Annotated in this window: 22 protein-coding genes and 1 tRNA gene; 9 read left to right on the forward strand and 14 right to left on the reverse strand. The window is 68.1% G+C overall.

Annotated elements, in window-relative coordinates; genetic code table 11:
• Positions 1-5: 5 nt before the first annotated feature.
• The 10 genes from BW41_RS10770 to BW41_RS10810 form a co-directional block, all read right to left on the reverse strand.
• Positions 6-407 (reverse strand): PIN domain-containing protein, encoded by a 402-nt coding sequence (locus BW41_RS10770; protein ID WP_037534338.1) that lies wholly within the window; start codon positions 405-407, stop codon positions 6-8.
• Complete coding sequence (locus BW41_RS10775; protein ID WP_037534340.1) at positions 407-634, reverse strand: hypothetical protein; 228 nt, start codon at positions 632-634, stop codon at positions 407-409. The genes BW41_RS10770 and BW41_RS10775 overlap by 1 nt, the downstream gene beginning before the upstream one ends.
• A gap of 17 nt (positions 635-651) precedes the next feature.
• Entirely contained in the window at positions 652-801 is a 150-nt protein-coding gene (locus tag BW41_RS21565; protein WP_153810801.1) for a hypothetical protein, read from the reverse strand.
• Positions 798-2723 (reverse strand): 1-deoxy-D-xylulose-5-phosphate synthase, encoded by a 1926-nt coding sequence (gene dxs, locus BW41_RS10780; protein WP_037534342.1) that lies wholly within the window; start codon positions 2721-2723, stop codon positions 798-800. Before dxs ends, BW41_RS21565 begins: the two co-directional genes overlap by 4 nt.
• A gap of 54 nt (positions 2724-2777) precedes the next feature.
• A complete protein-coding gene (locus BW41_RS10785; RefSeq protein ID WP_037534344.1) occupies positions 2778-3245 on the reverse strand; it encodes a Fur family transcriptional regulator in 468 nt (155 codons plus the stop codon).
• A gap of 41 nt (positions 3246-3286) precedes the next feature.
• The gene (locus tag BW41_RS10790; protein WP_037534345.1) at positions 3287-3673 is read right to left on the reverse strand and encodes a MerC domain-containing protein; all 387 of its coding nucleotides are present in this window, start codon (positions 3671-3673) and stop codon (positions 3287-3289) included.
• A gap of 247 nt (positions 3674-3920) precedes the next feature.
• Positions 3921-5741: a methyl-accepting chemotaxis protein gene (locus BW41_RS10795; protein WP_051583434.1), complete on the reverse strand. Its 1821-nt coding sequence runs from the start codon at positions 5739-5741 to the stop codon at positions 3921-3923.
• 105 nt (positions 5742-5846) lie between these two features.
• Positions 5847-7223, reverse strand: a complete 1377-nt coding sequence (locus BW41_RS10800; protein WP_037534346.1) for a cytochrome-c peroxidase — start codon at positions 7221-7223, stop codon at positions 5847-5849.
• A gap of 5 nt (positions 7224-7228) precedes the next feature.
• Positions 7229-8944: a phospholipase C gene (locus BW41_RS10805; protein WP_051583437.1), complete on the reverse strand. Its 1716-nt coding sequence runs from the start codon at positions 8942-8944 to the stop codon at positions 7229-7231.
• 276 nt (positions 8945-9220) lie between these two features.
• Positions 9221-9304 (reverse strand) — tRNA-Leu (locus BW41_RS10810).
• A 161-nt stretch (positions 9305-9465) separates the two neighbouring features.
• On the opposite strand from BW41_RS10810, the gene BW41_RS21250 reads away from it, so the two are divergent.
• Positions 9466-9636, forward strand: a complete 171-nt coding sequence (locus BW41_RS21250) for a hypothetical protein (protein WP_153810802.1) — start codon at positions 9466-9468, stop codon at positions 9634-9636.
• Here the strand turns inward: BW41_RS21250 and BW41_RS10815 are convergent.
• On the reverse strand, positions 9609-11117 hold the full coding sequence (locus BW41_RS10815; RefSeq protein ID WP_037534347.1) for a YifB family Mg chelatase-like AAA ATPase: 1509 nt from the start codon (positions 11115-11117) through the stop codon (positions 9609-9611). The two genes, BW41_RS21250 and BW41_RS10815, sit on opposite strands and share 28 nt — an antisense overlap.
• A 227-nt stretch (positions 11118-11344) precedes the next feature.
• Between BW41_RS10815 and rpmH the strand changes: the two genes are divergently transcribed.
• The 7 genes from rpmH (at position 11345) to dapE (ending at position 16534) form a co-directional block, all read left to right on the forward strand.
• Complete coding sequence (gene rpmH / locus BW41_RS10820) at positions 11345-11479, forward strand: 50S ribosomal protein L34 (protein ID WP_031393806.1); 135 nt, start codon at positions 11345-11347, stop codon at positions 11477-11479.
• Positions 11480-11610: 131 nt separating this feature from the next.
• A complete protein-coding gene (rnpA, locus tag BW41_RS10825) occupies positions 11611-11925 on the forward strand; it encodes a ribonuclease P protein component (protein WP_051583438.1) in 315 nt (104 codons plus the stop codon).
• Positions 11922-12134 carry a membrane protein insertion efficiency factor YidD gene (gene yidD, locus BW41_RS20545; RefSeq protein WP_081793046.1) on the forward strand — a complete coding sequence of 71 codons (213 nt, stop codon included), beginning with the start codon at positions 11922-11924 and terminating at the stop codon, positions 12132-12134. Before rnpA ends, yidD begins: the two co-directional genes overlap by 4 nt.
• Before the next feature lie 16 nt (positions 12135-12150).
• Positions 12151-13854: a membrane protein insertase YidC gene (gene yidC, locus BW41_RS10830; protein ID WP_037534349.1), complete on the forward strand. Its 1704-nt coding sequence runs from the start codon at positions 12151-12153 to the stop codon at positions 13852-13854.
• The gene (gene yihA, locus BW41_RS10835; RefSeq protein WP_051583435.1) at positions 13851-14516 is read left to right on the forward strand and encodes a ribosome biogenesis GTP-binding protein YihA/YsxC; all 666 of its coding nucleotides are present in this window, start codon (positions 13851-13853) and stop codon (positions 14514-14516) included. The genes yidC and yihA overlap by 4 nt, the downstream gene beginning before the upstream one ends.
• Before the next feature lie 246 nt (positions 14517-14762).
• A complete protein-coding gene (locus tag BW41_RS10840) occupies positions 14763-15422 on the forward strand; it encodes a glutathione S-transferase family protein (RefSeq protein ID WP_037534350.1) in 660 nt (219 codons plus the stop codon).
• Positions 15419-16534, forward strand: coding sequence for a succinyl-diaminopimelate desuccinylase (dapE, locus tag BW41_RS10845; RefSeq protein ID WP_037534352.1), 1116 nt, complete (start codon positions 15419-15421; stop codon positions 16532-16534). Before BW41_RS10840 ends, dapE begins: the two co-directional genes overlap by 4 nt.
• On the opposite strand, the gene trpS is transcribed toward dapE, so the two are convergent.
• Genes trpS through secB form a run of 3 tightly spaced genes read right to left on the reverse strand, consistent with a single transcriptional unit; the run spans position 16531 to position 19649 of the window.
• The gene (gene trpS / locus BW41_RS10850; protein ID WP_037534353.1) at positions 16531-17544 is read right to left on the reverse strand and encodes a tryptophan--tRNA ligase; all 1014 of its coding nucleotides are present in this window, start codon (positions 17542-17544) and stop codon (positions 16531-16533) included. The two genes, dapE and trpS, sit on opposite strands and share 4 nt — an antisense overlap.
• A gap of 8 nt (positions 17545-17552) precedes the next feature.
• Positions 17553-19115 carry a murein biosynthesis integral membrane protein MurJ gene (gene murJ / locus BW41_RS10855; protein ID WP_037534355.1) on the reverse strand — a complete coding sequence of 521 codons (1563 nt, stop codon included), beginning with the start codon at positions 19113-19115 and terminating at the stop codon, positions 17553-17555.
• Positions 19116-19139: 24 nt separating this feature from the next.
• Complete coding sequence (gene secB / locus BW41_RS10860; RefSeq protein ID WP_037534356.1) at positions 19140-19649, reverse strand: protein-export chaperone SecB; 510 nt, start codon at positions 19647-19649, stop codon at positions 19140-19142.
• Positions 19650-19839: 190 nt separating this feature from the next.
• Here secB and BW41_RS10865 point away from each other — a divergent pair, with 190 nt between their 5' ends.
• Positions 19840-20490: a Tim44/TimA family putative adaptor protein gene (locus BW41_RS10865; protein WP_152542264.1), complete on the forward strand. Its 651-nt coding sequence runs from the start codon at positions 19840-19842 to the stop codon at positions 20488-20490.
• Positions 20491-21054: the final 564 nt, after the last annotated feature.

A 21054-nucleotide genomic window follows, 5' to 3' on the forward strand; every position in this document is an offset into this window, starting at 1 on the left:
GCGGCTCAGACGGGCGCGAACGGATCGAGGATCCGCACCCGCCCGTCGATGACGAGGCCGTGGTGCATGTCCTCCGAATAGAGCGTGTCGCAGCCGCCGATCACCGCGGCGGCGGCGATCATGCCATCGTAGACGGACAGCGTGTAGCGGTCGGCGAGGCGTAGGCCGAGGTGGTGGAGGTCGACGGTGAGAGTGATGATGGCCGGGCAACGCACGATGACGTCTCGAACCGCTCGTCTGACATCGTCCCAAGCCAAACGATGCTTGCGGCGAGGAACGTTGGCCAATTCGTTCAGCGATTGTGTGCTGATGACGCCACCGTCTTCCACAAGCTTGAAGGCCGTGGCGCTCCGCGGATCAATTCCGAACGCATAGGCAAGGATATTGGAGTCGAGGAACGCCCGCATTAGCGTGCGTTGGCTTCCTCGCGGTCGAACTTGTAATCCGCGGGGAAGGGTCGCGCTAGCCGCTTCATGTCTTCCAAAGCCCGTTCCCGCTGTTCCTCGCTCACAGGGATGACGACCACCCCAGACCGCGCGAATTGCACGTCATCGCCGTCATGCAGGCCGAGCGAGGCGACCACTTCGTCGGGGACCTTCACGACATAGCCGTCCGATGTCTTCGTCAGCTTCATGAGGCCATTATAGCAGCTCAGACCGGCGGCGGCGACTCACCGCGCGCCTGCTGCTCACGCCCCTTCGCGGTCGCCGCCTTCATCATCCGCCACAACCGGACGTTGAGCCCGATCAGCATCACCAGCGCGAGGCCGGTGATGACGACGACCGCGGTCCAGCCCTTCACGCGCGCGCGCCCGCCGGCACCTCGGCGCTGTTGTGGCGGAGCGTCTTGAGGACCGTCTGGACGATATGATCGGCGTCGAGGCCCGCCTCGGCATATTGCTTCTCGGGCTTGTCCTGATCCTGGAAGACGTCGGGCAGCCGCATCGTGCGCAGCTTGAGCCCGCCGTCGATCAGCCCTTCGTCGCTCGCCAGCGTCAGCACATGCGCGCCGAAACCGCCGACCGCATTCTCCTCGATCGTCACCGCGACCTCATGCGTGGTGAGCAGGCGACGGATCAGCGCCTCGTCGAGCGGCTTGGCGAAGCGCAGATCGGCGACGGTGGTCGACAGGCCCTTGGCCTCGAGCACCTCGGCCGCCTTGAGCGCCTCCTCCAGCCGCGTGCCGAGCGACAGGATCGCGACAGTCTTGCCCTCGCGGACGACGCGGCCCTTGCCGATCTCGAGCCGTTCGGGGACGGCGGGCAGGTCGATGCCGACGCCATTGCCCCGCGGATAGCGCAAGGCGATCGGACCGCTGTCGTGCAGCGCCGCGGTATGCGTCATATGGACGAGCTCGGCCTCGTCCGCCGCCGCCATCACGACGAAATTGGGCAGCGTCGCCAGATAGGTGACGTCGAAGCTGCCGGCATGCGTCGCGCCGTCTGCGCCGACCAACCCGGCGCGGTCGATCGCGAAACGCACCGGCAGGTTCTGGATCGCCACGTCATGGACGACCTGGTCATAGGCGCGTTGCAGAAAGGTCGAGTAGATCGCGCAGAACGGCCGCATCCCCTGTGCGGCGAGTCCCGCCGCAAAGGTGACCGCATGCTGTTCAGCGATGCCGACGTCGAAGGCGCGGTCCGGGAAGGCCTTGGCGAAACGGTCGACGCCGGTACCCGACGGCATCGCCGCGGTGATCGCGACGATCGTCGGATCGCGCTCGCCTTCCCTGACCAGGGCGTCGCCGAAGACGTTCTGATATTGCGGCGGACCCGGCGGCGCCTTGGCCTGCGCGCCGGTGATCACGTCGAACTTCTGCACGCCGTGATATTTGTCCGCCGCCGCCTCGGCCGGGGCATAGCCCTTGCCCTTCTTGGTGACGACATGGACGAGGATCGGCCCCTCCTCGGCGTCGCGGACATTCTCCAGCACCGGGATGAGATGGTCGAGATTATGGCCGTCGATCGGGCCGACGTAATAGAAGCCCAGCTCCTCGAACAAGGTGCCGCCCATCGTCATGCCGCGGGCGAATTCGTCGGTCTTGCGCGCGGCGGCGTGGATCGGCCGCGGCAGGCGGCGCGCGAACTTCTTGAAGATGTCGCGGATGCCGAGGAACTCGCGGCTCGACACGATGCGCGACAGATAGGCGGACAACCCACCGACCGGCGGCGCGATCGACATGTCATTGTCGTTGAGGATGACGACGAGCCGGTTGCCGGCCTGTTCGGCGTTGTTCATCGCCTCATAGGCCATGCCCGCCGACATCGATCCGTCGCCGATCACCGCGATGCCGCGGCCCGGCGTGTCGGCCAGCTTGTTGGCGACGGCAAAGCCCAGCGCCGCCGAGATCGAGGTCGAGCTGTGCGCCGCGCCGAACGGATCATATTCGCTCTCGCTGCGCTTGGTGAAGCCGCTGAGCCCGCCGCCCTGGCGCAGGGTGCGGATGCGATCCCGCCGCCCGGTGAGGATCTTGTGCGGATAGCATTGGTGGCCGACGTCCCACACCAGCCGGTCGCGCGGCGTGTCGAAGACATAATGGATCGCCGTCGTCAGCTCGACGACGCCGAGCCCCGAGCCGAGATGGCCGCCGGTGGTGCCGACCGCCGATATCGTCTCCTGCCGCAGCTCGTCGGCGAGCTGCCGCAATTGCTCTGGTGCGAGTTTTCGTAGCTCTTCCGGGGTGTTGACGGTGTCGAGCAGCGGCGTTTCGGGAAGTTCGGCCATCACCTTCGTCTACGCGCTTGCATCAGAGGTGTCGATTGGTGACCGGTGTAACGATCATGCGCAGTCGGCGCAGCGGCCGCGCACCTCGATCACGGGACGAATCGGTGCAAAACCAACGGCTTGCGCCGCGTTACGGACGCCGCGCGTGACCGAATCGTCGTCGAGGTGCACGGTTTGCCCACAGGAATCGCACACCAAAAAGATACAGTCGTGCAGGCAATCGGGATGCGCGTTGGCGACGTAAGCATTCGAACTCTCGACCTTTCTTGCCAGATTGGTGGCGACGAAGACGTCGAGGATACGGTAGATGCTGTTGGCGGCGACGCGGCGCCCCTCGCTCTTCGACATCGCCTCGGCGATGTCATAGGCGCTGGCGGGCTTGGTGAAGCCGGTGAGCGCGGCGAAGACGTTGGCGCGCATCTGCGTCCATTGTTCGCCGGATTTCTCGAGCGTCGCCCGCGCCGCGGCGGTGAGGTCGGCGCCTTGCGGCTCGTGATGATCGTGATGCGCGGAAGCTGCCATCCCCGCGATTTAGGAGCCGTCAGGGGCGATCACAAGCCGGGTCAATGTGCCGCCCGTCGGTTCAGATCGTGACCGAAGGCGAGCAGGCCGACGCCGATCACCGTCCACAGCGTCTCGGCGCCGCCGCCGTCGTGCGGCAAGGTCATCGCGCCGGCCATGATGCCGAGCCCGAACGCGCCCATCGACGCGGGCATGACATAGCCGTGATCGAGGATACCGCGACCGAGCGCGATCGCGCCCAGCACGATCGCGATGCTCAACCCGATCTCGTGGAAGATCGGATTGAGCAACAGTCCGCCCGCCGCCGACAGCATCGCGAGCAGCACCGCACTGGCGATGCAATGGACGACGCACAGTCCCGACAAGGCGATCGCGGCGCGATCGAGCCAGGCCCAGCCGAGGCGGCGTACAGGAGTCGAAGCGACCATTGCGGCGCCTATCTAGGCCGATCGCAGGCAGGTTACAATATCACATGTCCGCGCCAAGGCCGATTTCCTGCGCGACGTCGAGACCGCCGCGCGCGCCCTTTACCATAAGACAGACGGCATTTCGCGAGACCGTTTTCGGGCTATCCGCACCAACCGATCGCCAGCCGTCGCTACGGCACCCGACATGGCCATGCCGGCCCGACACGGCCAGGCGCATGCGACGCCGGTGCCGCGCCGCGCATAGGAATCAGCGCGCCGCCAGCGCCGGATTATCGTTGCCGGGACGCGCCAGCGCAGCCACCACCGCGGCGGGCGGCATCGTCGGACGCAGCTCGCGGACCGGCGGCGGCATCGCGGACGCGCCCGCCTGGCTCAGCCGGAAGCTGCCCGCGTCGCGCGCCAGCGCGTCCGCCTCCGCAGCGAGCGCACGGGCAGCGGCGGTCGCCTGCTCGACCATCGCGGCATTCTGCTGGGTGACGCCATCCATCTCGCCGACCGCGACATTGACCTGGTTGAGGCCGCGCGCCTGTTCGTCCGCCGATTGGGCGATCCCCGACACGAGGCCGCTGACCTCGCCGATGCGCGCGAAAATCGTCTCCAGCGCCTCGCCGGTCTCGGTGACGAGATCGACGCCGTCGTGGACCAGCGCTCCGGACGCAGTAACCCGGCTCTTGACGTCCTTGGCCGCCTCCGCCGAACGTTGCGCCAGCGCGCGGACCTCCTGCGCCACCACCGCAAAGCCACGCCCCGCATCGCCGGCGCGCGCCGCCTCGACCCCGGCATTAAGCGCGAGCAGGTTGGTCTGGAAGGCGATACCGTCGATCACCGAGATGATCTCGGATATCTCGTTGGACGAGCGTTCGATCTTCGCCATCGCCTCGATCGCGCGACGGACGACGTCGCTGGAATGTTCGGTCTGCTTGCGCACCGTCCGCACGATCGTGTCGGTGCGCGTCGCGCCCTGCGCCGCCTCGCCGACCGAGGCGGTGATCTGGTGAATCGCCGCCGCCGTCTGTTCGAGCGCCGCCGCCTGCTGTTCGGTGCGGATCGACAGATCGTCGGAGGAGGAGCGCAATTCGGTGGTCGACACCTTCACGCGCATCGCCGCATCGGCGACGCGGGTCAGCGCCTGCGTCAGCCGTTCGGTGGATCGATCGAAGGATCGCGCCAGCTCCCGATATTCCTCGGGCAGCCCGTCGCCGATCCGATAGCTGAGATTCCCGTCGCCGAGCTGGCCGAGCGCGGTCGCCAGCTCGCGTACGACGATCTCCTGCTTGCGCGCATTGGCGCGCTCCGCCTGCGCCGCGGCGCGGAACACCTCGACCGCCTGCACCATCGTGCCGATCTCGTCGCGGCGATCGCCGCCGGCGAGGGTCAGCTGGAGGTCACCGCCGGCCATCCGCTGCATCGCCAGAGCGGTTTCGCCGATCGGGCGCAACACCGCCCGCAACAGATACAGGATGCCGGCGATCGTCGCGGCGATCAGCAACAGCCCGATCAGCGTCAGCAGCGCGATCGCCCGGCCGAGCGTATAGGCATTATGCGCCATCAGGTCGCTTCTGACCTGGTTCGCCGCCGTCACCACCCGATCGATGGCATGGCGATGCCTGTCGTACAGGGCCGTCAGCCGGATATAGCTCTGCGACGCGGCCTGCCGATCGCCGCGGTGCAGGGCCGGCAGCATGACCTGATCGAGCTCGGTCCAGAATTGGTCGGCGGCGGCCGTTGCCTGTTGGAACGGGGCGCCGATCGCGGTCGTGCTGAGCTGCGATGCCTTCCACCGCGCGACGCTCACTCGGAAGTCGCGCTCCTTGCGCGCCAACACGGCTTCGTGGCGGGCGAGCGCGGCCGGGTTGCGTGCCAGCAACGTCGTCTCCAGAAAGGCTTCGACGATATAGGCGGGCGGCGGCAATACATCCGCATCCAGCTCGCTGATCTCGTGATTGCGCGCCTGGATCGGACCGCCGACGCGGATCGTGTTGATCTCCACCCCGGCGATGATGCCGCACACGATCACCGAGACGATCGCGATCGTGCCGGCGATCTGGCATCTGCGTTGAATATCCATGCCTTGCCCCCGCCGCGTTCGCGGCCTCTGCCGAAAACATCATCCCGACCGGTCCACCCGCGCAGCCGCGCCCGATCTTAATCTACTATAGAGGCGAACACCCCCTCAGGGCGGCGGGGATGCACCATCGTCGAGCGTGCCGAGAAAGGCGATGATCGCCGCGATCTCCACGTCGGTCAGCGGCGGCGTGTCACCGCGACGGCGGCCGAACGGCGCGTCGCCACGATCGATATTCGCCCAGTAGCGCCGCGGCAGATCGTCAGCGACGCCATGCGGGTAGACGCGCTGCGGCGCGACGTCGCGCCAATTGTAGAAGTCGAGCACCTGCCGCAGGCTGCGATAGCGGCCGTTGTGGAAATAGACGCCGCGCCGCGCACTGTTGCGCAGCGTCGGCGTCAGGAACATGCCGCAATAATCCGTCTGCCTGGCGAGATCGGTACGGAGCGGCCCGCACAGCCCCAGGTCGACGAAATGCGGATCGCGATTGGCGGGCACCGCCGGATTGCGCGGCACCGCGAGCGCTTCATATTCGCTGTCGGTGAACAGCGGCGGCAGGCCGTCCGCCGTCGGCCGGCTGATATGGCAGGCCGCGCAATTGCCCTTGGCGGGATCGTTGAACAGCCGCAGCCCGCGCATCTCCTGGCGGCTGAGCCGCGTCTTGCCCTCCAGCCAACGGTCGTAGCGGCTGTCGAACCGGTGGAAGGCGGGGTCCTCGATCTGATAGCGCGACACCGCCGACATCGCCTCGGCGAAGAGCAGCGGCGGATTGCGGACGATCGCAGCGCCGAACAGCGGCCGCAGCGCCTCGCCATAGCCGGCGCGCAGCAGCTTGCTGACCACCGTCGCGGTATCGGGATTGGCCATCTCGTTGGGATTGAGCAGCGGTCCGGCGGCCTGATCCATCAGCGTATCGGCACGCCCGTCCCAGAACAGCCCGCCATGCGGCACCATCGCGGGCCCGGCCGCCACGCTCGCCTGTTTGGCGGCGCGCGGTCCGGCCGGCGCCGAAGGCTGCGCCGCTGGATCGGGCGGCGGCGCATCGTCGTCGACTGCCGGGCCGATGCCGAACGGCTCCTGCCGGTACAGATAGGCGAGCGACGGCGGCGGTCGCAGGCCCTGCGCCACCATCGTCATGCCGCCCGGCTGCAGCAGCTGGCCGTCGGGCGGGCCGAAGCTGCGCGCCGGGCTGTGGCACGAGGCACAGGACTGGCGGCCCGACGCCGACAGGCTGCGGTCGTAGAAGATGCGCCGACCGATCTGCGCGAGTGCGCTGAGCGGCTGCGCCGGCGGACGCAGCAGCGTCACCGGGTGCGGATTGAACCCGGTGACGTCCTGCAGCACGCCGCCGAACAGCGCCGGCGCCCGCTCGGGGTGCGGCACGAAGATACCGCCCGCGCCGACCAGCGATGCCAGCAACACCGTTGCGGCGAGCATGAGGGCGACGCGGCCGGTCCGGCGCAGCGACGCGGCGTCGCGCGTCATGATGGTCACATCGCCGGCGCGGCGGCGACCTTGGTGCCGGTGGTCGGATCGAGGAACAGCGGCGTCAGATGCGGCGCATTGGTGAAGTCGAACATGTTGAGAATCTTGCCCGCATTGGCATCGTTCGACCCGCCACCGATCCGCGCGTCCTTGAGCCAATTATATTCGATGAAGCGCAGCACCGATGACTGGGTGATGGGCGTCGAGTCGACATAATTGACCCGCGACCAGGGCGAGATGACGAGGAAGGGAATGCGCGATCCCGGCCCGCAGCGGCCGTTGATCGGCTTGCCGGTCAGACCGACGCCCTGCACCGCGCCGAGCCCGTCGCACTTGCCGGGGGCGGTCATCTGATCGACCGTCGCGTCGAAGGAGGAGGTGAGGATGTTGGGCGAGCGGTGATCGTACCAGCCGTCCGAATCGTCATAGAGGATCAGCACCGCGGTGCTCTTCCAGTCGGGCTGCTGCTGGAGGAAGTTGAGCGTGTTGACGAGGAAGGTCTGCTCGTCGAGCGGATTGGAATTGCCGGGATGGCCGTCGCCGATCGCCTGCGCCTTGAGGTAGCTGACCGAGGGGAAGTTGCCGGCCTTCACCGCGGCGATGAAGTCGTTCAAGTCATATTGGTGGTGGACCGGGGTGGCCGACCCGGCGGCATCGAGCGTCGGTTCGGTATGGCCGATCATCGCCACCGAACTCGGCCGCGTATGTTTGAGGTTGGCGGTCGAGGCGAAATACTGGAACCAGGCGTGGTGCGGCTTGTAGTCGACGACGCTGCGGCTGGTGATCGGCGAGGTCATCGAACGCCGGCAGCCGGTGGTCATGTCCGGATTATGGGCGGTCAGGTCGAATCCGCCCATGAAGCCGCCCCAGGTGATCCCCGCGGCGTTGAGCAGGTCGCCGATATTCTTGCCGGCAAGCGACACCGGCGTCCTGTCCTTGGTGCAGACGTCCCCCGCCGGCTCGGGATCGCCGATCACCGTCCAGCCGCCCTGACCGTCGGCGACCGTGCCGGTGCCTTGCGTCGCGCCGGCATTGGTACCCGCGACGACGTGCAGCGCCCCCGGCGTCGACGGGCCGAAGGTGTCGGTATAGGCATTGTCGCTCATCGCGAAATTCTGGGCGTAATTCCACAGGGCGGTGACGGTGTTGCCGTCGAAATAGGCCATCACCTGTGCGGCGGTGCCGAACGCCCCCGACCCCGGCTTATTCTGGTTGCTGCGCCCGGTATAGGCGACGAACGAGTCCATCCGGCCATTGTTGCTGGCCAGCTGTTCGGCGAGATAATTGTGGTTCTGGCTGGTCGTATCGGCCTGCGCGCGATCGATGCGGAACGGGTTCATCAGCTCCGGCGCGACGGACGTCTTGAGGTTCGCGGCGCTGGTCGTGTTGGGATTGTTGGTCAGCAGGGTGGTGTTCGCGAGATAGCCGTTGACCCACGGCGTCTCCGCGGCGGCGGTGAACACCGGCTGGCCGGCCGGATTGGCCGCCTGCGGATAGGTGCCGAAATAATGATCGAACGAGACGTTCTCCTGGAAGATGACGACGAGGTGCTTGATCGGCGTCGCGGTGGCGAGCGCATTCTGTTCGGAGACCGCGGGCGAGGCCGCGGCGGTCGGCGCGGGCGTGGCGCCGCCCGACCCGCCGGGCGTATCGGACGAGCAGGAGCTCAGCACCAGAGCCAAAGCGATCACCGCGCGCGATGCGCCACGCCACGTCGTCATCATCGTCCTCCACAAGCATTGCCCGTCGGCGCGCGTCATCCGACGCCGCCCCGCGGGCGCGTCGCAATGCTCATCCGACCTCGACCCCCCGGCCGATGGTGCCGCCCAGAGCAGCGGACGGTGACACGATGATGACGGGTGGGACGGGACTTGCCGCATCGCGGCCGATCGCTGGCGCAAGCTGCGCCAACTTCACCAACAACTTCCGGCAGGTAGACGATAACCTCCGGATCGCATCATTTTGTCGCGGCGGGGCCGAATGCAACGGTCGGGGGATGGTGCGGGCGGTCGGACTCGAACCGACATGTATTGCTACGGCAGATTTTGAGTCTGCTGCGTCTACCATTTCGCCACGCCCGCACACCGGCCGCGCGCCGACGCGACGCGTCGGTGGCAAGGTCGCGGCGGTAGCGGCATGACGGGCGGTTCGCAAGCTGCTTGACGCGGACTGATCCATGTCGTTGTGATCGATCAGGGTCCGTGGTTTCCTCGCCGCCTCTCTGGCCGGTGGGGTGACCGGAATGTCGGACCAACAGGACACGCTCGAGGCGCGCGTCGTCGCCGCGTTGCAGCGGGCGGATGCGGATCACGATGGCCTGATCGCGGCACTGCTCAGCCAATGCCTCGCGCTGATCCGCCAGCGGCGCCACGCCGCAGCCAGCGATCAGCCGCTCGGCGCGCGCCGCCTGTAGCTCAGCGCCTCGGCGACATGCGCCCGTGTCACCGTCGCCGATCCGGCGAGGTCGGCGATCGTGCGCGCGACGCGCAGCACCCGGCCATGGCCGCGCGCCGACAGCCGCATCGCCTCCGCCGCCTCGGTGAGCAGGGCGCGCCCGGCCGCATCGGGCGTCGCGACGCGGTCGAGCACCAGCCCGTCCGCCTCCGCATTGGTGCGGATCGCATCCGCGTCATAACGGCAGCGCTGGACCACGCGTGCCGCGGCGACGCGCGCGGCGACCTCGGCCGACCCTTCCGCCGCGGGTGGCAGGGCAAGGTCCGCCGCGCTGACCGCCGCCACCTCGACATGCAGATCGATCCGGTCGAGCAGCGGCCCCGACACCTTCGCCTGATAGTCCGCGGCGCAGCGCGGCGCGCGTGCGCAGGCCAGGCTGGCATCGCCGAGATGCCCGCAGCGGCACGGGTTCATCGCCGCGACGAGCTGGACGCGCGCCGGGAAGGTGACATGCGCATTCGCCCGCGCGACGCTGACCACGCCGGCCTCGAGCGGCTGGCGCAGCGAATCGAGCACCGCGCGCTGGAATTCGGGCAGTTCGTCGAGGAACAGCACGCCGAGATGCGCGAGACTGACCTCGCCCGGCCTGACGCGCAGCCCGCCGCCGGTCAGCGCCGCCATCGACGCGCTGTGATGCGGCGCACGGAACGGCCGCGCCCGCGTCAGCCGCCCCTGGCCGAGCGTCCCCGCCACCGACTGGACCATCGACACTTCGAGCGCCTCGGCGGCGTCGAGTGGTGGCAGGATGCCGGGCAGGCACGACGCCATCAGCGACTTGCCCGCGCCGGGCGGCCCGATCATCAGCAGATTATGCCCGCCCGCCGCGGCGATCTCCAGCGCGCGGCGTGCCGTCTCCTGCCCGCGCACCTGGCGCAGGTCGGGACCGGCGGCGGCGGCGTCGACCTCCCCCGGCGTCGGCGGGGCGAGCCGGCCATGCCCCTTGAGATGGTTGATCAGCGGCAGGAGCGCCGGCGCGGCAAGCAGGTCGAGCGATCCCGCCCACGCCGCCTCCGACCCCTGCGCCGCGGGGCAGATCAACCCCTTGCCCTCGCCATGGGCGTGGATCGCGGCGAGCAGCACACCCGGCGACGGCGCGATCCGCCCGTCGAGCGCCAGTTCGCCGACCACCACGTAGTCGGCGAGCAGCGTGACGTCGATCACCGCCATCGCGGCGAGCAACGCGAGGGCGATCGGCAGGTCGAAATGCGATCCCTCCTTGGGCAGGTCGGCCGGCGACAGATTGACGACGATCCGCTTCGGCGGCAGCGCCAGCCCGAGCGCGGAGATCGCCGCGCGCACCCGCTCGCGGCTTTCGGTCACCGCCTTGTCGCCGAGCCCGACGACGTAGAAGCCGGGCACGCCGGGGACGAGCTGCACCTGCACCTCGACCCCGCGCGCCTCCAGCCCGAGATATGCCACCGTCTGCACGATCGCCGCCATCCGCTTACCCCCTGCCCTTCCACCATAGCGGCGTCGCGGGGCGCGACGATGCGGCGCGCAAGGATCGCCGCACCGTCTTGTTCCGGTAACACACGCGCCCTATCTGGCGGATCATGGCCGAACAAAGCCCGCTCGCGTTGACTTCGTCGGCCCGTCTGGGTAAGCGCGCCCCATCAAGGCCGTCCGCGTGGCGGCCCTTTTCTATTCAGACGATCAGGGAATGAATCATGAAGCGGACCTTTCAGCCGAGCAATCTGGTGCGTGCCCGCCGTCACGGCTTCCGCGCCCGCATGGCGACGGTCGGCGGCCGTGCGGTGATTCACGCGCGCCGCGCGCGTGGCCGCAAGAAGCTGTCGGCGTAATCTGCGTGACGGACGTCGGCGCTGCCGACGTCCAGACGTCCGCGGGCGCGGCGGCACACGCCGATGCCACGATCCGGACGTTGACGTTGCGCCGCGACTTCCTCGCGGCCAATGCCGGGCGGCGCGCACCGATGCCGGGCTTCGTCCTGCTCGTGCATGACCGCAAAGACGGCGATCCGACGATGCGCGTCGGCTTTACCGTGACCAAGAAGATCGGCAACGCCGTCGTCCGCAACCGCATGAAACGGCGGCTGCGTGCCTTGGCGCGTGAGCTGTTGCCCGTCGGCGGCATTCGCGGCGCCGACCATGTGCTGATCGGCCGCGATGGCGGCATCGAGCGCGATCACCATCTTCTGAAGGCGGAATTCGGCAAGGCGCTCGGCAAGATCGCCCGCGGCGAGGATGCGCCGGCGCGGCCGCGCGGGCCGCGAAAGCCGCGCCGGTGATCGCGCGGCTGCTGATCTGGGTGGCGCGCGGCTGGCAATTGGGGCCGTCGCTGATCCTGCCGCCCTCCTGCCGGTATCAACCGTCTTGTTCTGCCTATGCAATCACTGCGCTTCGCCGCTATGGCGCGGCAAAGGGCGGCTGGCTGGCGGCGAAGCGGATAGCGCGCTGCCATCCCTGGGGCGGGTGTGGACCCGATCCCGTCCCTTGAGCTACGGGGCTGTACTTTGAACAAAGAACGTCAGAATTTCGTCCTGTTCGCGGTCATCGCGGCGGTGATCCTGTTCGGCTGGCCGCTGATCCAGGGCAAATTCTTCCCCGTCGCCAATCCGCCGGTGACGAAGATCGTCAACGGCAAGTCGGTGCCGGTCACCACCAAGACCGCCGACCCGACCGCCGACGCCCCCGCCGCGACGCGCAGCCGCCAGGCGGTGCTCGCCGAATCGCCGCGCGTGCGCATCCAGACGCCGACCTTGCAGGGCTCGATCAACCTCAAGGGCGCGCGGATCGATGATCTCGTGCTGGTCAAATACAAGGAAACGATCACCAAGGATTCGCCGCCGATCCGGCTGCTGTCCCCCGCCGGCGCGCCGGAGGCCTATTTCGCCGGCTTCGGCTGGCGCGACGACGGGCTGAAGCCGCCCGCCGCGGATGCGGTGTGGACCGCCTCGTCGCCCTTGCTCGCCCCCGGCCGTCCGGTGACGCTGACCGCCGCCAATGCGACCGGCCAGCGCTTCGCGATCGAGCTGTCGGTCGACGATCAATATATGTTCACCGTCAAGCAGACGGTGCAGAATGGCGGCAACGCCCCGGTGCCGGTCGCCCCCTATGGCTATGTCAACCGCGTCGGCGTGTCGAAGGACCCCGGCACCTGGCAGATCCACACCGGCCCGATGTCGGTCCATGGCGGCGGTGCGGATTATAGCACCAAGTTCAAGGACCTCGACAAGGCACCCGAGAAGTTCACGACGACCGGCGGCTGGCTCGGCTTCACCGACAAATATTGGCTGACCGCGCTCGTCCCCGATCAGGCGGCGCAGTTCGACGGCCAGTTCCGCGCCGGCGCCAACACCGCCTATCAGGCGGATTACGCCTTCGCGCCCAAGCTGCTCCCCGCCGGCCGCGCGCTGACCCAGACCAGCCGCTTCTTCGCCGGCGCCAAGGAGGTCAAGGCGCTTCAGCATTACGAGAATGATGCGGGCGTCGCCAAGCTCGACAAGGCGATCGACTGGGGCTGGTTCGAGATCCTCGAAAAGCCGATCTTCACCTATCTCGACTGGCTGTTCCGCATGGTCGGCAATTTCGGCGTCGCGATCATCCTGCTGACGCTCACCATCCGCGGCCTGATGTTCCCGATCGCGCAGCGCCAGTTCGCCAGCATGGCGAAGACGCGCGCGCTCCAGCCCAAGATGAAGGCGATCCAGGAGCGGTATAAGGACGACAAGCCGCGCATGCAGCAGGAGGTGATGGCGCTCTACAAGACGGAGAAGGTCAATCCCGTCGCCGGCTGCCTGCCGACGCTGATCCAGATCCCGATCTTCTACGCGCTATACAAGGTGCTGATGCTGACGATCGAGATGCGGCACCAGCCGTTCGTCGCCTGGATCAAGGATCTCAGCGCGCCCGATCCGCTGACCCCGCTCAACCTGTTCGGCTATCTGCACTTCACCCCGCCGCACATGATCGCGATCGGCGTGGTGCCGATCATCCTCGGCATCTCGATGTACTTCCAGTTCAAGCTCAACCCGGCGCCGATGGACGACACGCAGAAGCAGGTGTTCGCGGTCATCCCCTGGGTGCTGATGTTCGTGATGGCGAGCTATCCGGTCGGCCTGCAGGTCTATTGGATCGCCTCCAACTTCCTCGCGATCCTGCAGCAGCGGGTGCTCTATGCGCGCCACCCCGATCTCAAGATCGCGGCCGCCAAGTGAGCGAGGACGTCATCATCCCCGAGGACGAGGGCTTCTCGCCCGAGCTGCTCGAACGTGCGCGCAAGACCTTCGCCGGGCCGGTGAGCTTCCTCAAATCGGCGCCGGCGCTGGAGCATCTGCCGGCGCCGGTGGTGCCGGAAGTGGCCTTCGCCGGCCGGTCCAACGTCGGCAAGTCGTCACTGCTCAACGCGCTGACCGGGCGCAACGGGCTGGCGCGCACCTCGAACACGCCGGGGCGGACGCAGGAGCTCAACTTCTTCGACGTCGGCGCACCGCTTGCGTTCCGGCTGGTCGACATGCCGGGCTATGGCTTCGCCAAGGCCCCCAAGGATGTCGTCAAAAAGTGGCGGTTCCTGGTCAACGACTTCCTGCGCGGGCGCGATACGCTCAAGCGCGCGCTGGTGCTGATCGACTCGCGCCACGGCATCAAGGACGTCGATCGCGAGATCCTCGAAATGCTCGACAAGGCCGCGGTCAGCTACCGCCTCGTCCTTACCAAGGCCGACAAGGTCAAGGCGACCGAACTCGCCGCGGTGACCGACAGCGTCGCGGCGGAAGCGCGCAAGCGCCCGGCCGCGCATCCCGATATCCTCGCGACGTCGAGCGAGGGCGGCATGGGCATCGCCGAATTGCGCGCCGCGGTGCTCGAAGCGATCGGCTGATCGGCGCCATTGGTTGCCCGCGGCCGCAAGCCGTTGGGATCGGCCGCCGAATGACGCCTCCTGTCCTATCTCCCCCGCGCCGCGCATAGGGTACGGCATGATCCGCCTGCCCTGCCGCCGCGCCGCCACCGGTCGCAAACGGAAACGATCGATGCGGATCGTTTCCGTTAAGGTGTCCAACTTGTCCATGTTCGCCGGTGCGTGGACGGCTGGACCCGTGGCCCGCCCCCGGCTAGGCCCTTGGTCATGAAGCTCATCATCGGCAACAAGGCCTATTCGAGCTGGTCGCTGCGCGGCTGGCTGGCGTGCAAGCAATCCGGCCTCGCCTTCGAAGAGGTGGTCGTGCCGCTCTACGATGCGGCATGGGACCGCCGCCGCGAAGGCGCTGAGTTCGCCCCCTCCTCGGGCAAGGTGCCGATCCTGTGGGATGGCGAGGCGGTGGTATGGGACAGCCTCGCCATCGTCGACTATCTTGCCGACAAGACCGCGCGCGAGCGGTTCTGGCCAACCGACGAGGCGGCGCGGGCGATGGCCCGCTCGATGGCGGCGGAGATGCATTCGAGCTTCACCGCCCTGCGTCGCAAGCATCCGATGAACATCCGCCAGGTCTTCGACGCGCGCCGCCCCGACGATGACGTGGTCGCCGACCTCGCACGGATCATGGAGCTGTGGGCGCAGGCGCGCGCGCGCTGGGGCGGTGGCGGCGCCTTCCTGTTCGGCGACTTCGGCGCGGCGGACATCATGTACGCGCCGGTGGTGACGCGCATCCTCACCTATCAACTGCCGATCGCGCGCTTCGCCGCCGGCTATCTCGACGCGATGATCCGCCATCCGTTCATGCAGGACTGGATCGCCGGCGCGCAGGAAGAGGATTGGGTGATCGAGCAGTTCGAGCAGCCCGCGTGACCGACGTCGTCGCGCTCGCACAGGCCTTGTTGCGGGCGGACAGCGTCACGCCGGCGCGCGGAACCGTCTTCGACCTGCTCGAAGCCGCGCTGCGCCCGATCGGCTTTGCCGTCGATCGCTTCGTCAGCGGCAGCGCCCCCGACGGGCCGGTCGAGAATATGATCGCGCTGCGCCCCGGCGCGGGCCCGCATCTCGCCTTCGCCGGTCATGTCGACGTCGTGCCGCCGGGTGACGGCTGGACCGGCTCGCCCTGGTCCGGCGAGATTCGCGGCGACCTGCTCTACGGGCGCGGCGCGGTCGATATGAAGGGCGCGGTCGCCGCCTTCGTCGCGGCGGCGGCGCAGGCGCAGGGACCGACGCTCAGCCTGCTGATCACCGGCGACGAGGAAGGACCGGCGACCTATGGCACGCCGGCGCTGATCGACCGGATGGCGGCGCGCGGCATCGCCCCCGACGTCTGCCTCGTCGGCGAACCGACCTCGGTCCGCCAGCTCGGCGACATGATCAAGATCGGCCGGCGCGGATCGGTCAACATCTGGATCAGCGTGCCGGGGCGGCAGGGCCATGTCGCCTATCCGCATCTCGCCGACAATCCGGCGGGCAAGCTCGCGCGTGCACTCGCAGCGCTCCAGACCTTGGGCCTCGATCACGGCAATGACTGGTTCCAGCCGTCGAACCTCGAGATCACCGACATCCACGTCGGCAATCCGGCGCATAACGTCATCCCGGCGCGCGCCGAGGCGCGGATCAACATCCGCTTCAACGATCTGCAACGCGGCGAGGCGCTGATCGAACGCGTCGCCGCGGTGGTCCGCGAGCATGCGCCCGCGGCAAGCGTGACCGGCAAGGTATCGGGCGAGGCCTTCCTCACCCCGCCGGGGCCGTGGACCGCCGTGGTCAGCGGCGCGGTCGAGGCCAGGACCGGGCTCATCGCCGAACTGTCGACCTCGGGCGGCACCTCCGACGCGCGCTTCCTGTCGCGACTCTGCCCGACGGTCGAGTTCGGGCTGGTCAACGCGACGATGCATCAGGTCGACGAGGCGGTGGCGGTGGCGGACCTCGCCACGCTCACCGCCATCTATGCCGAGGTGATCGCCCGCCTCGCCGCCTAGAGCATCAGCCCCATCGTCTCCTGCGTCCGGCGCAGCATCGGCGCGGCGAGCGCCCGCGCCTTCTCCGCCCCCTGTTCGAGGATCGCGTCGATCGCGGCACGATCGTCGAGCAGCCGCACCATCTCGTCCCGGATCGGCGCGAGCGTCGCCACCGCCAGATCGGCGAGATCGGGCTTGAACACGCCGAAGCCCTTGCCGGCATAGTCGCGCAGCACGTCCGCCGGCTTGCGATCGGCGAGCGCCGCGAAGATCGTCAGCAGATTGCGCGCCTCGGGCCGCTCCGCCAAGGCCTCGATCGTGTCGGGGAGCAGGTCGGGATCGGTCTTTGCCTTGCGGAACTTGTCGGCGATCACCTCGTCGCTGTCGATCAGCTTGACCACCGATTGCTCGGACGGGTTGGACTTGGACATCTTCGCCGACGCATCGCGCAGCGACATGATCCGCGGCGCGTCGGCGCTGACCAGCGGCTCGGGCAGCGTGAACAGTTCGGTCTCATAATCGGCATTGAACTTGGTCGCGATGTCGCGCGCCAGTTCGAGATGCTGCTTCTGATCCTCGCCGACCGGGACGTGCGTGGTGTTGTAGAGCAGCACGTCCGCCGCCATCAGCACGGGATAGTCGTAGAGGCCGACGCTGGCGCCCTCGCGGTTCTTCCCCGCCTTGTCCTTGAATTGCGTCATGCGGTTGAGCCAGCCGACCCGCGCGACATTGTTGAGCAGCCAGCCGAGCTCGCTATGCGCGGTGACCCGCGCCTGGTTGAACAGGATCGACCGGTCGGGATCGATCCCCGCGGCGACCAGCGTCGCGGTCATCTCGATCGTATTGGCGCGCAGCTCGGCGGGGCTGATCCACTCGGTCAGCCCGTGCAGATCGGCGATGAAGTAGAGCGTCTCGCCCCCTTCCGCCTGAATATCGTCCTGCTGCACCACCCACTGCTTCACCGCGCCGAGGTAATTGCCGAGGTGGAGGTTGCCGGTGGGCTTGATACCGGACACGACGCGCTTTGCCATGATGGGCCTTATCTGGAACGGATGAGCTGACGGATGTCCGCGGGACGCAGCGCGCCGGTCGCGAACACGGCGAGCGCATAGACGAGCGTGCCGGTGCCGACCAGCACCGCCATCGCTCCCCAGCGCGCAAGATTGCTGCCGGCGACATAGGGCGCGAACAGATCGTTGAGAAAGAACATCACCCCACCCATCACCAGCGCCGCGACGAGCAGCCGCGGCGCGCGCCGGGTCAGTTGCGCATCGGGCACGAACTGACTGCGGCGGCGCAAGGTATTATAGAGGAGTGCGACGTTCACCGTGCTGGCGATCGCGGTGGCGAGCGGCGGCCCCATATGCTGCAACGGCACGATCAGGATGAGATTGAGGATCAGATTGACCGCCATCGACACGGTCGCATAGCGCACCGGCGTGCGCGTATCGGAGCGCGCATAATAGCCGGGCGTCAGCACCTTGACGAGGATGTACGACGGTAGACCGATCGAGAAGGCGGCGAGCGACTGGGCGGTGGCATGCGCCGCGGCGGCGGTGAACTGGCCATGCTGGAACAGCGCCGCGACGATCGGCACGCCGCAGACGATCAGCGCCACCGTCGCCGGCAGCGTCAGGAACAGGGCCAGCTCCATGCCGCGGTTCTGCGTCGTCATCGCCGCCGCCTCGTCGCCCTTGCCGAGCTGCCGCGAGATCGTCGGCAACAGCACGGTGCCGAGCCCGATCCCGACAAGGCCGAGCGGCAGCTGGTTGAGCCGGTCGGCCATATAGATATAGGTCACCGAGCCGTGACTGAGCAGCGATGCGGCCAGCGCGGTCGAGACGACGAGGTTGATCTGCACCGCGCCCGCGCCGGCGGCGGCGGGCCAGATCAGCGCCAGCAACCGCTTGACGTCGGGGTTGAGCCGCGGCCGCTTGATCCGCAGATGCACGCCCGCCTGTCGACAGGCGACATACAGCCAGCCGAGCTGCAGCAGCCCCGACACCGTTACCGCGATCGCCTGATTGCGCGCGGTGAGCAGCGGCAGATTGGTGTGGAAGACGAGAAGCGCGACGATCAGCGTCAAATTGAGCAGGATCGGCGCCGCCGCCGCGACCCAGAAGCGATGCAGGGAATTGAGGATGCCGCCGAGCAACGAAACGAGGCTGATCAGCAGCAGATAGGGGAAGGTCAGCCGGCAGAGTTCGACGACATAGGCGAATTGCTCCGGCGAGGCGTCGTTGAACCCCCAGGTGAGCAGCCAGGTCACCGGCGAGGCGGCGATCTCGATGAGCACGGTCATGCCGATCAGGATCGGCAGCAGGACCGACAGAGCATCCTCGGCGAAGCGCACCCCGCTCGGCAGCCCGTCACCCTCGACGTCGGCGACCTTGCGGTTGAACATCGGGATGAACGCCGCCGAGAAGGCGCCCTCCGCGAACAGAGCGCGGAACATATTGGGCAGGCGGAAGGCGATCAGGAAGGCGTCCGAGGCGAAGCCCGCGCCGACGAAGCGCGCGAACAAGGCGTCGCGCACCAGTCCCAGCACCCGGCTGGCGAGCGTCAGCCCGCCGACCGAGCCCAAGGCCTTGGTCAGGTTCACGCCGCGACGCCCCCCGCGCGGTGATCAGGCGTGGCCGACCTCGCCGACCGAGAAAGCGCCGCCCTGCTCGGCCTGCTGCAGGTAGAGCTGGCCGAAGTCGATCGGCTCGAGCAGCAGCGGCGGGAAGCCGCCGTCGCGGACGCAATCGGCGAGCACGCGGCGCGCGAAGGGGAAGAGCAGCCGCGGCGCTTCGCCGAGCAGGAATGGCTGGATCGCATCGGCGGGAACGTTGCGCAGCCCGAACAGGCCGGCATAGGTCAGGTCGACGATGAACGCGGTCTGGCCCTCGGCCTCCGCCTTGACGTCGATCTTCAGCAGCACTTCGTGCACTTCCTCGCCGACCTGCGCGGTGCCGATGTTGAACTGCACGTCGATCGCCGGCGGATTGGGGTTCTGGAAAATGCCGGGGGCGTTCGGGTTCTCGAACGACAGATCCTTGACATATTGCGAGATGAGGCCGGCAGCGGGCGCATCGTCGGCGCCGTTGCTGAGCGGCTGCGTGTCGATCGTGGTGCCGTTGTCCTGGTCGGCCATGAGATGATCCTCGAATGAAACGAAAAGAGGGGGACCGAAGCCCGGGGTCGGGCGTTCGATGCCGATGGCGCCCGCGCTAGCAGCGTGCCGACGCGGTTTCAACGGGCTGGGCTCAAAACCTGGCCGATGCGCGGGCAGGTTTGAATCGAAGGGGTTTTGCGCCTATGTATCGGGTTGGATCGGAGGCACGGTGTTCTACGTAGTTCTTCTCGCGATGGTGGCGGCGTTCCTGGCGCTGCGCCTGTACAGCGTGCTCGGCAAGCGCACCGGCCAAGAACAGCAGCCGTTGCCGCGGGCCGCCGAGGATCGCCCCGCGGCGATCGCCGCGGCCCCGCGTCCGCTCGATACGACGGTCGAGCAGCGCGAGCCGGTCAACCGGAACATCGATCCGCGCGCCGAGGCGGGGCTGCGGGCGATCATCGCCGGCGAACAGGGCTTCGACGTCAATCAGTTCCTTGCCGGGGCGCAGAGCGCCTATCGCATGACGCTGGAAGCCTATTGGGCGGGCGACGAAGCGACGCTCGCCGAACTTACCGAGCCGGACGTGGCGCATGCCTTTGGCGAGGCGATCGCGGCGCGGCGCGCTGCCGGCGAGACGCTGGAGAACCGGCTCGTCTCGATCGAGCGCGCGGCGATTGCCGATGCGTCGCTCGACGGGCGCGAGGCGCGGATCACCGTCCGCTTCGATGCCGACATCGCTGCGGTGACGCGCGATGCCGAGGGGCATGTCATCGCCGGATCGCTGACCGATGCGGTCGAGACGCATGACGTCTGGACCTTCGCCCGTACGTTGAAGAGCCGCGACCCGAACTGGAAGCTGGCGGATACCGACGAGGCCTGATCGGTCCGATCGGCCCTTGATCGATCCGGGCCGCAGCATGGCAGACTGTTAAAGCTCCCTCCCGCCTGCTTGGGCGTTCGTGTGTCGGAACCAGCTTCGCGGGAGCCGACTCACGTGATCAGTGTCGCTTGACCGCGACACCCGATCTTCAAGCCGGCTCTGCCGGGACTGACGGGTGTCCGGGGCGGATGTACGGCTCGTATCTGACTCCGCCTGCGCTCCGCAAAACCGGCGCCCGTTGCGATCAGCCGCATAGCCCTTGTCGTCTCCTCCGCGGTTCGGCACAGCCGCATCTTTCCGCAATCACGATGCGGACATACGGGGATGTGCATGACCGGTAACCGCGTAATCGCCAGCATCGCGCTGGCCCTTGCCCTCAGTGCCTGCGGCGGCCGGGTCGTGCCGCTCGCCCCCGGTCATACCCCCGTCGCGCAACCCGGTCGTCAGCCGGTGCGCCAGCCGGCCAGACCCGCGCCGCGCCCCGGCGCCGGTGCGGGCGCACAGCCGATCGCCAGCGGTCGCGCCTTCGATGGACGCATCCAGCCCCCCCCCCCCCCTCCCCCG

This window comes from Sphingomonas sp. RIT328 (assembly GCF_000632225.1).
Classification (GTDB): domain Bacteria; phylum Pseudomonadota; class Alphaproteobacteria; order Sphingomonadales; family Sphingomonadaceae; genus Sphingomonas; species Sphingomonas kyungheensis.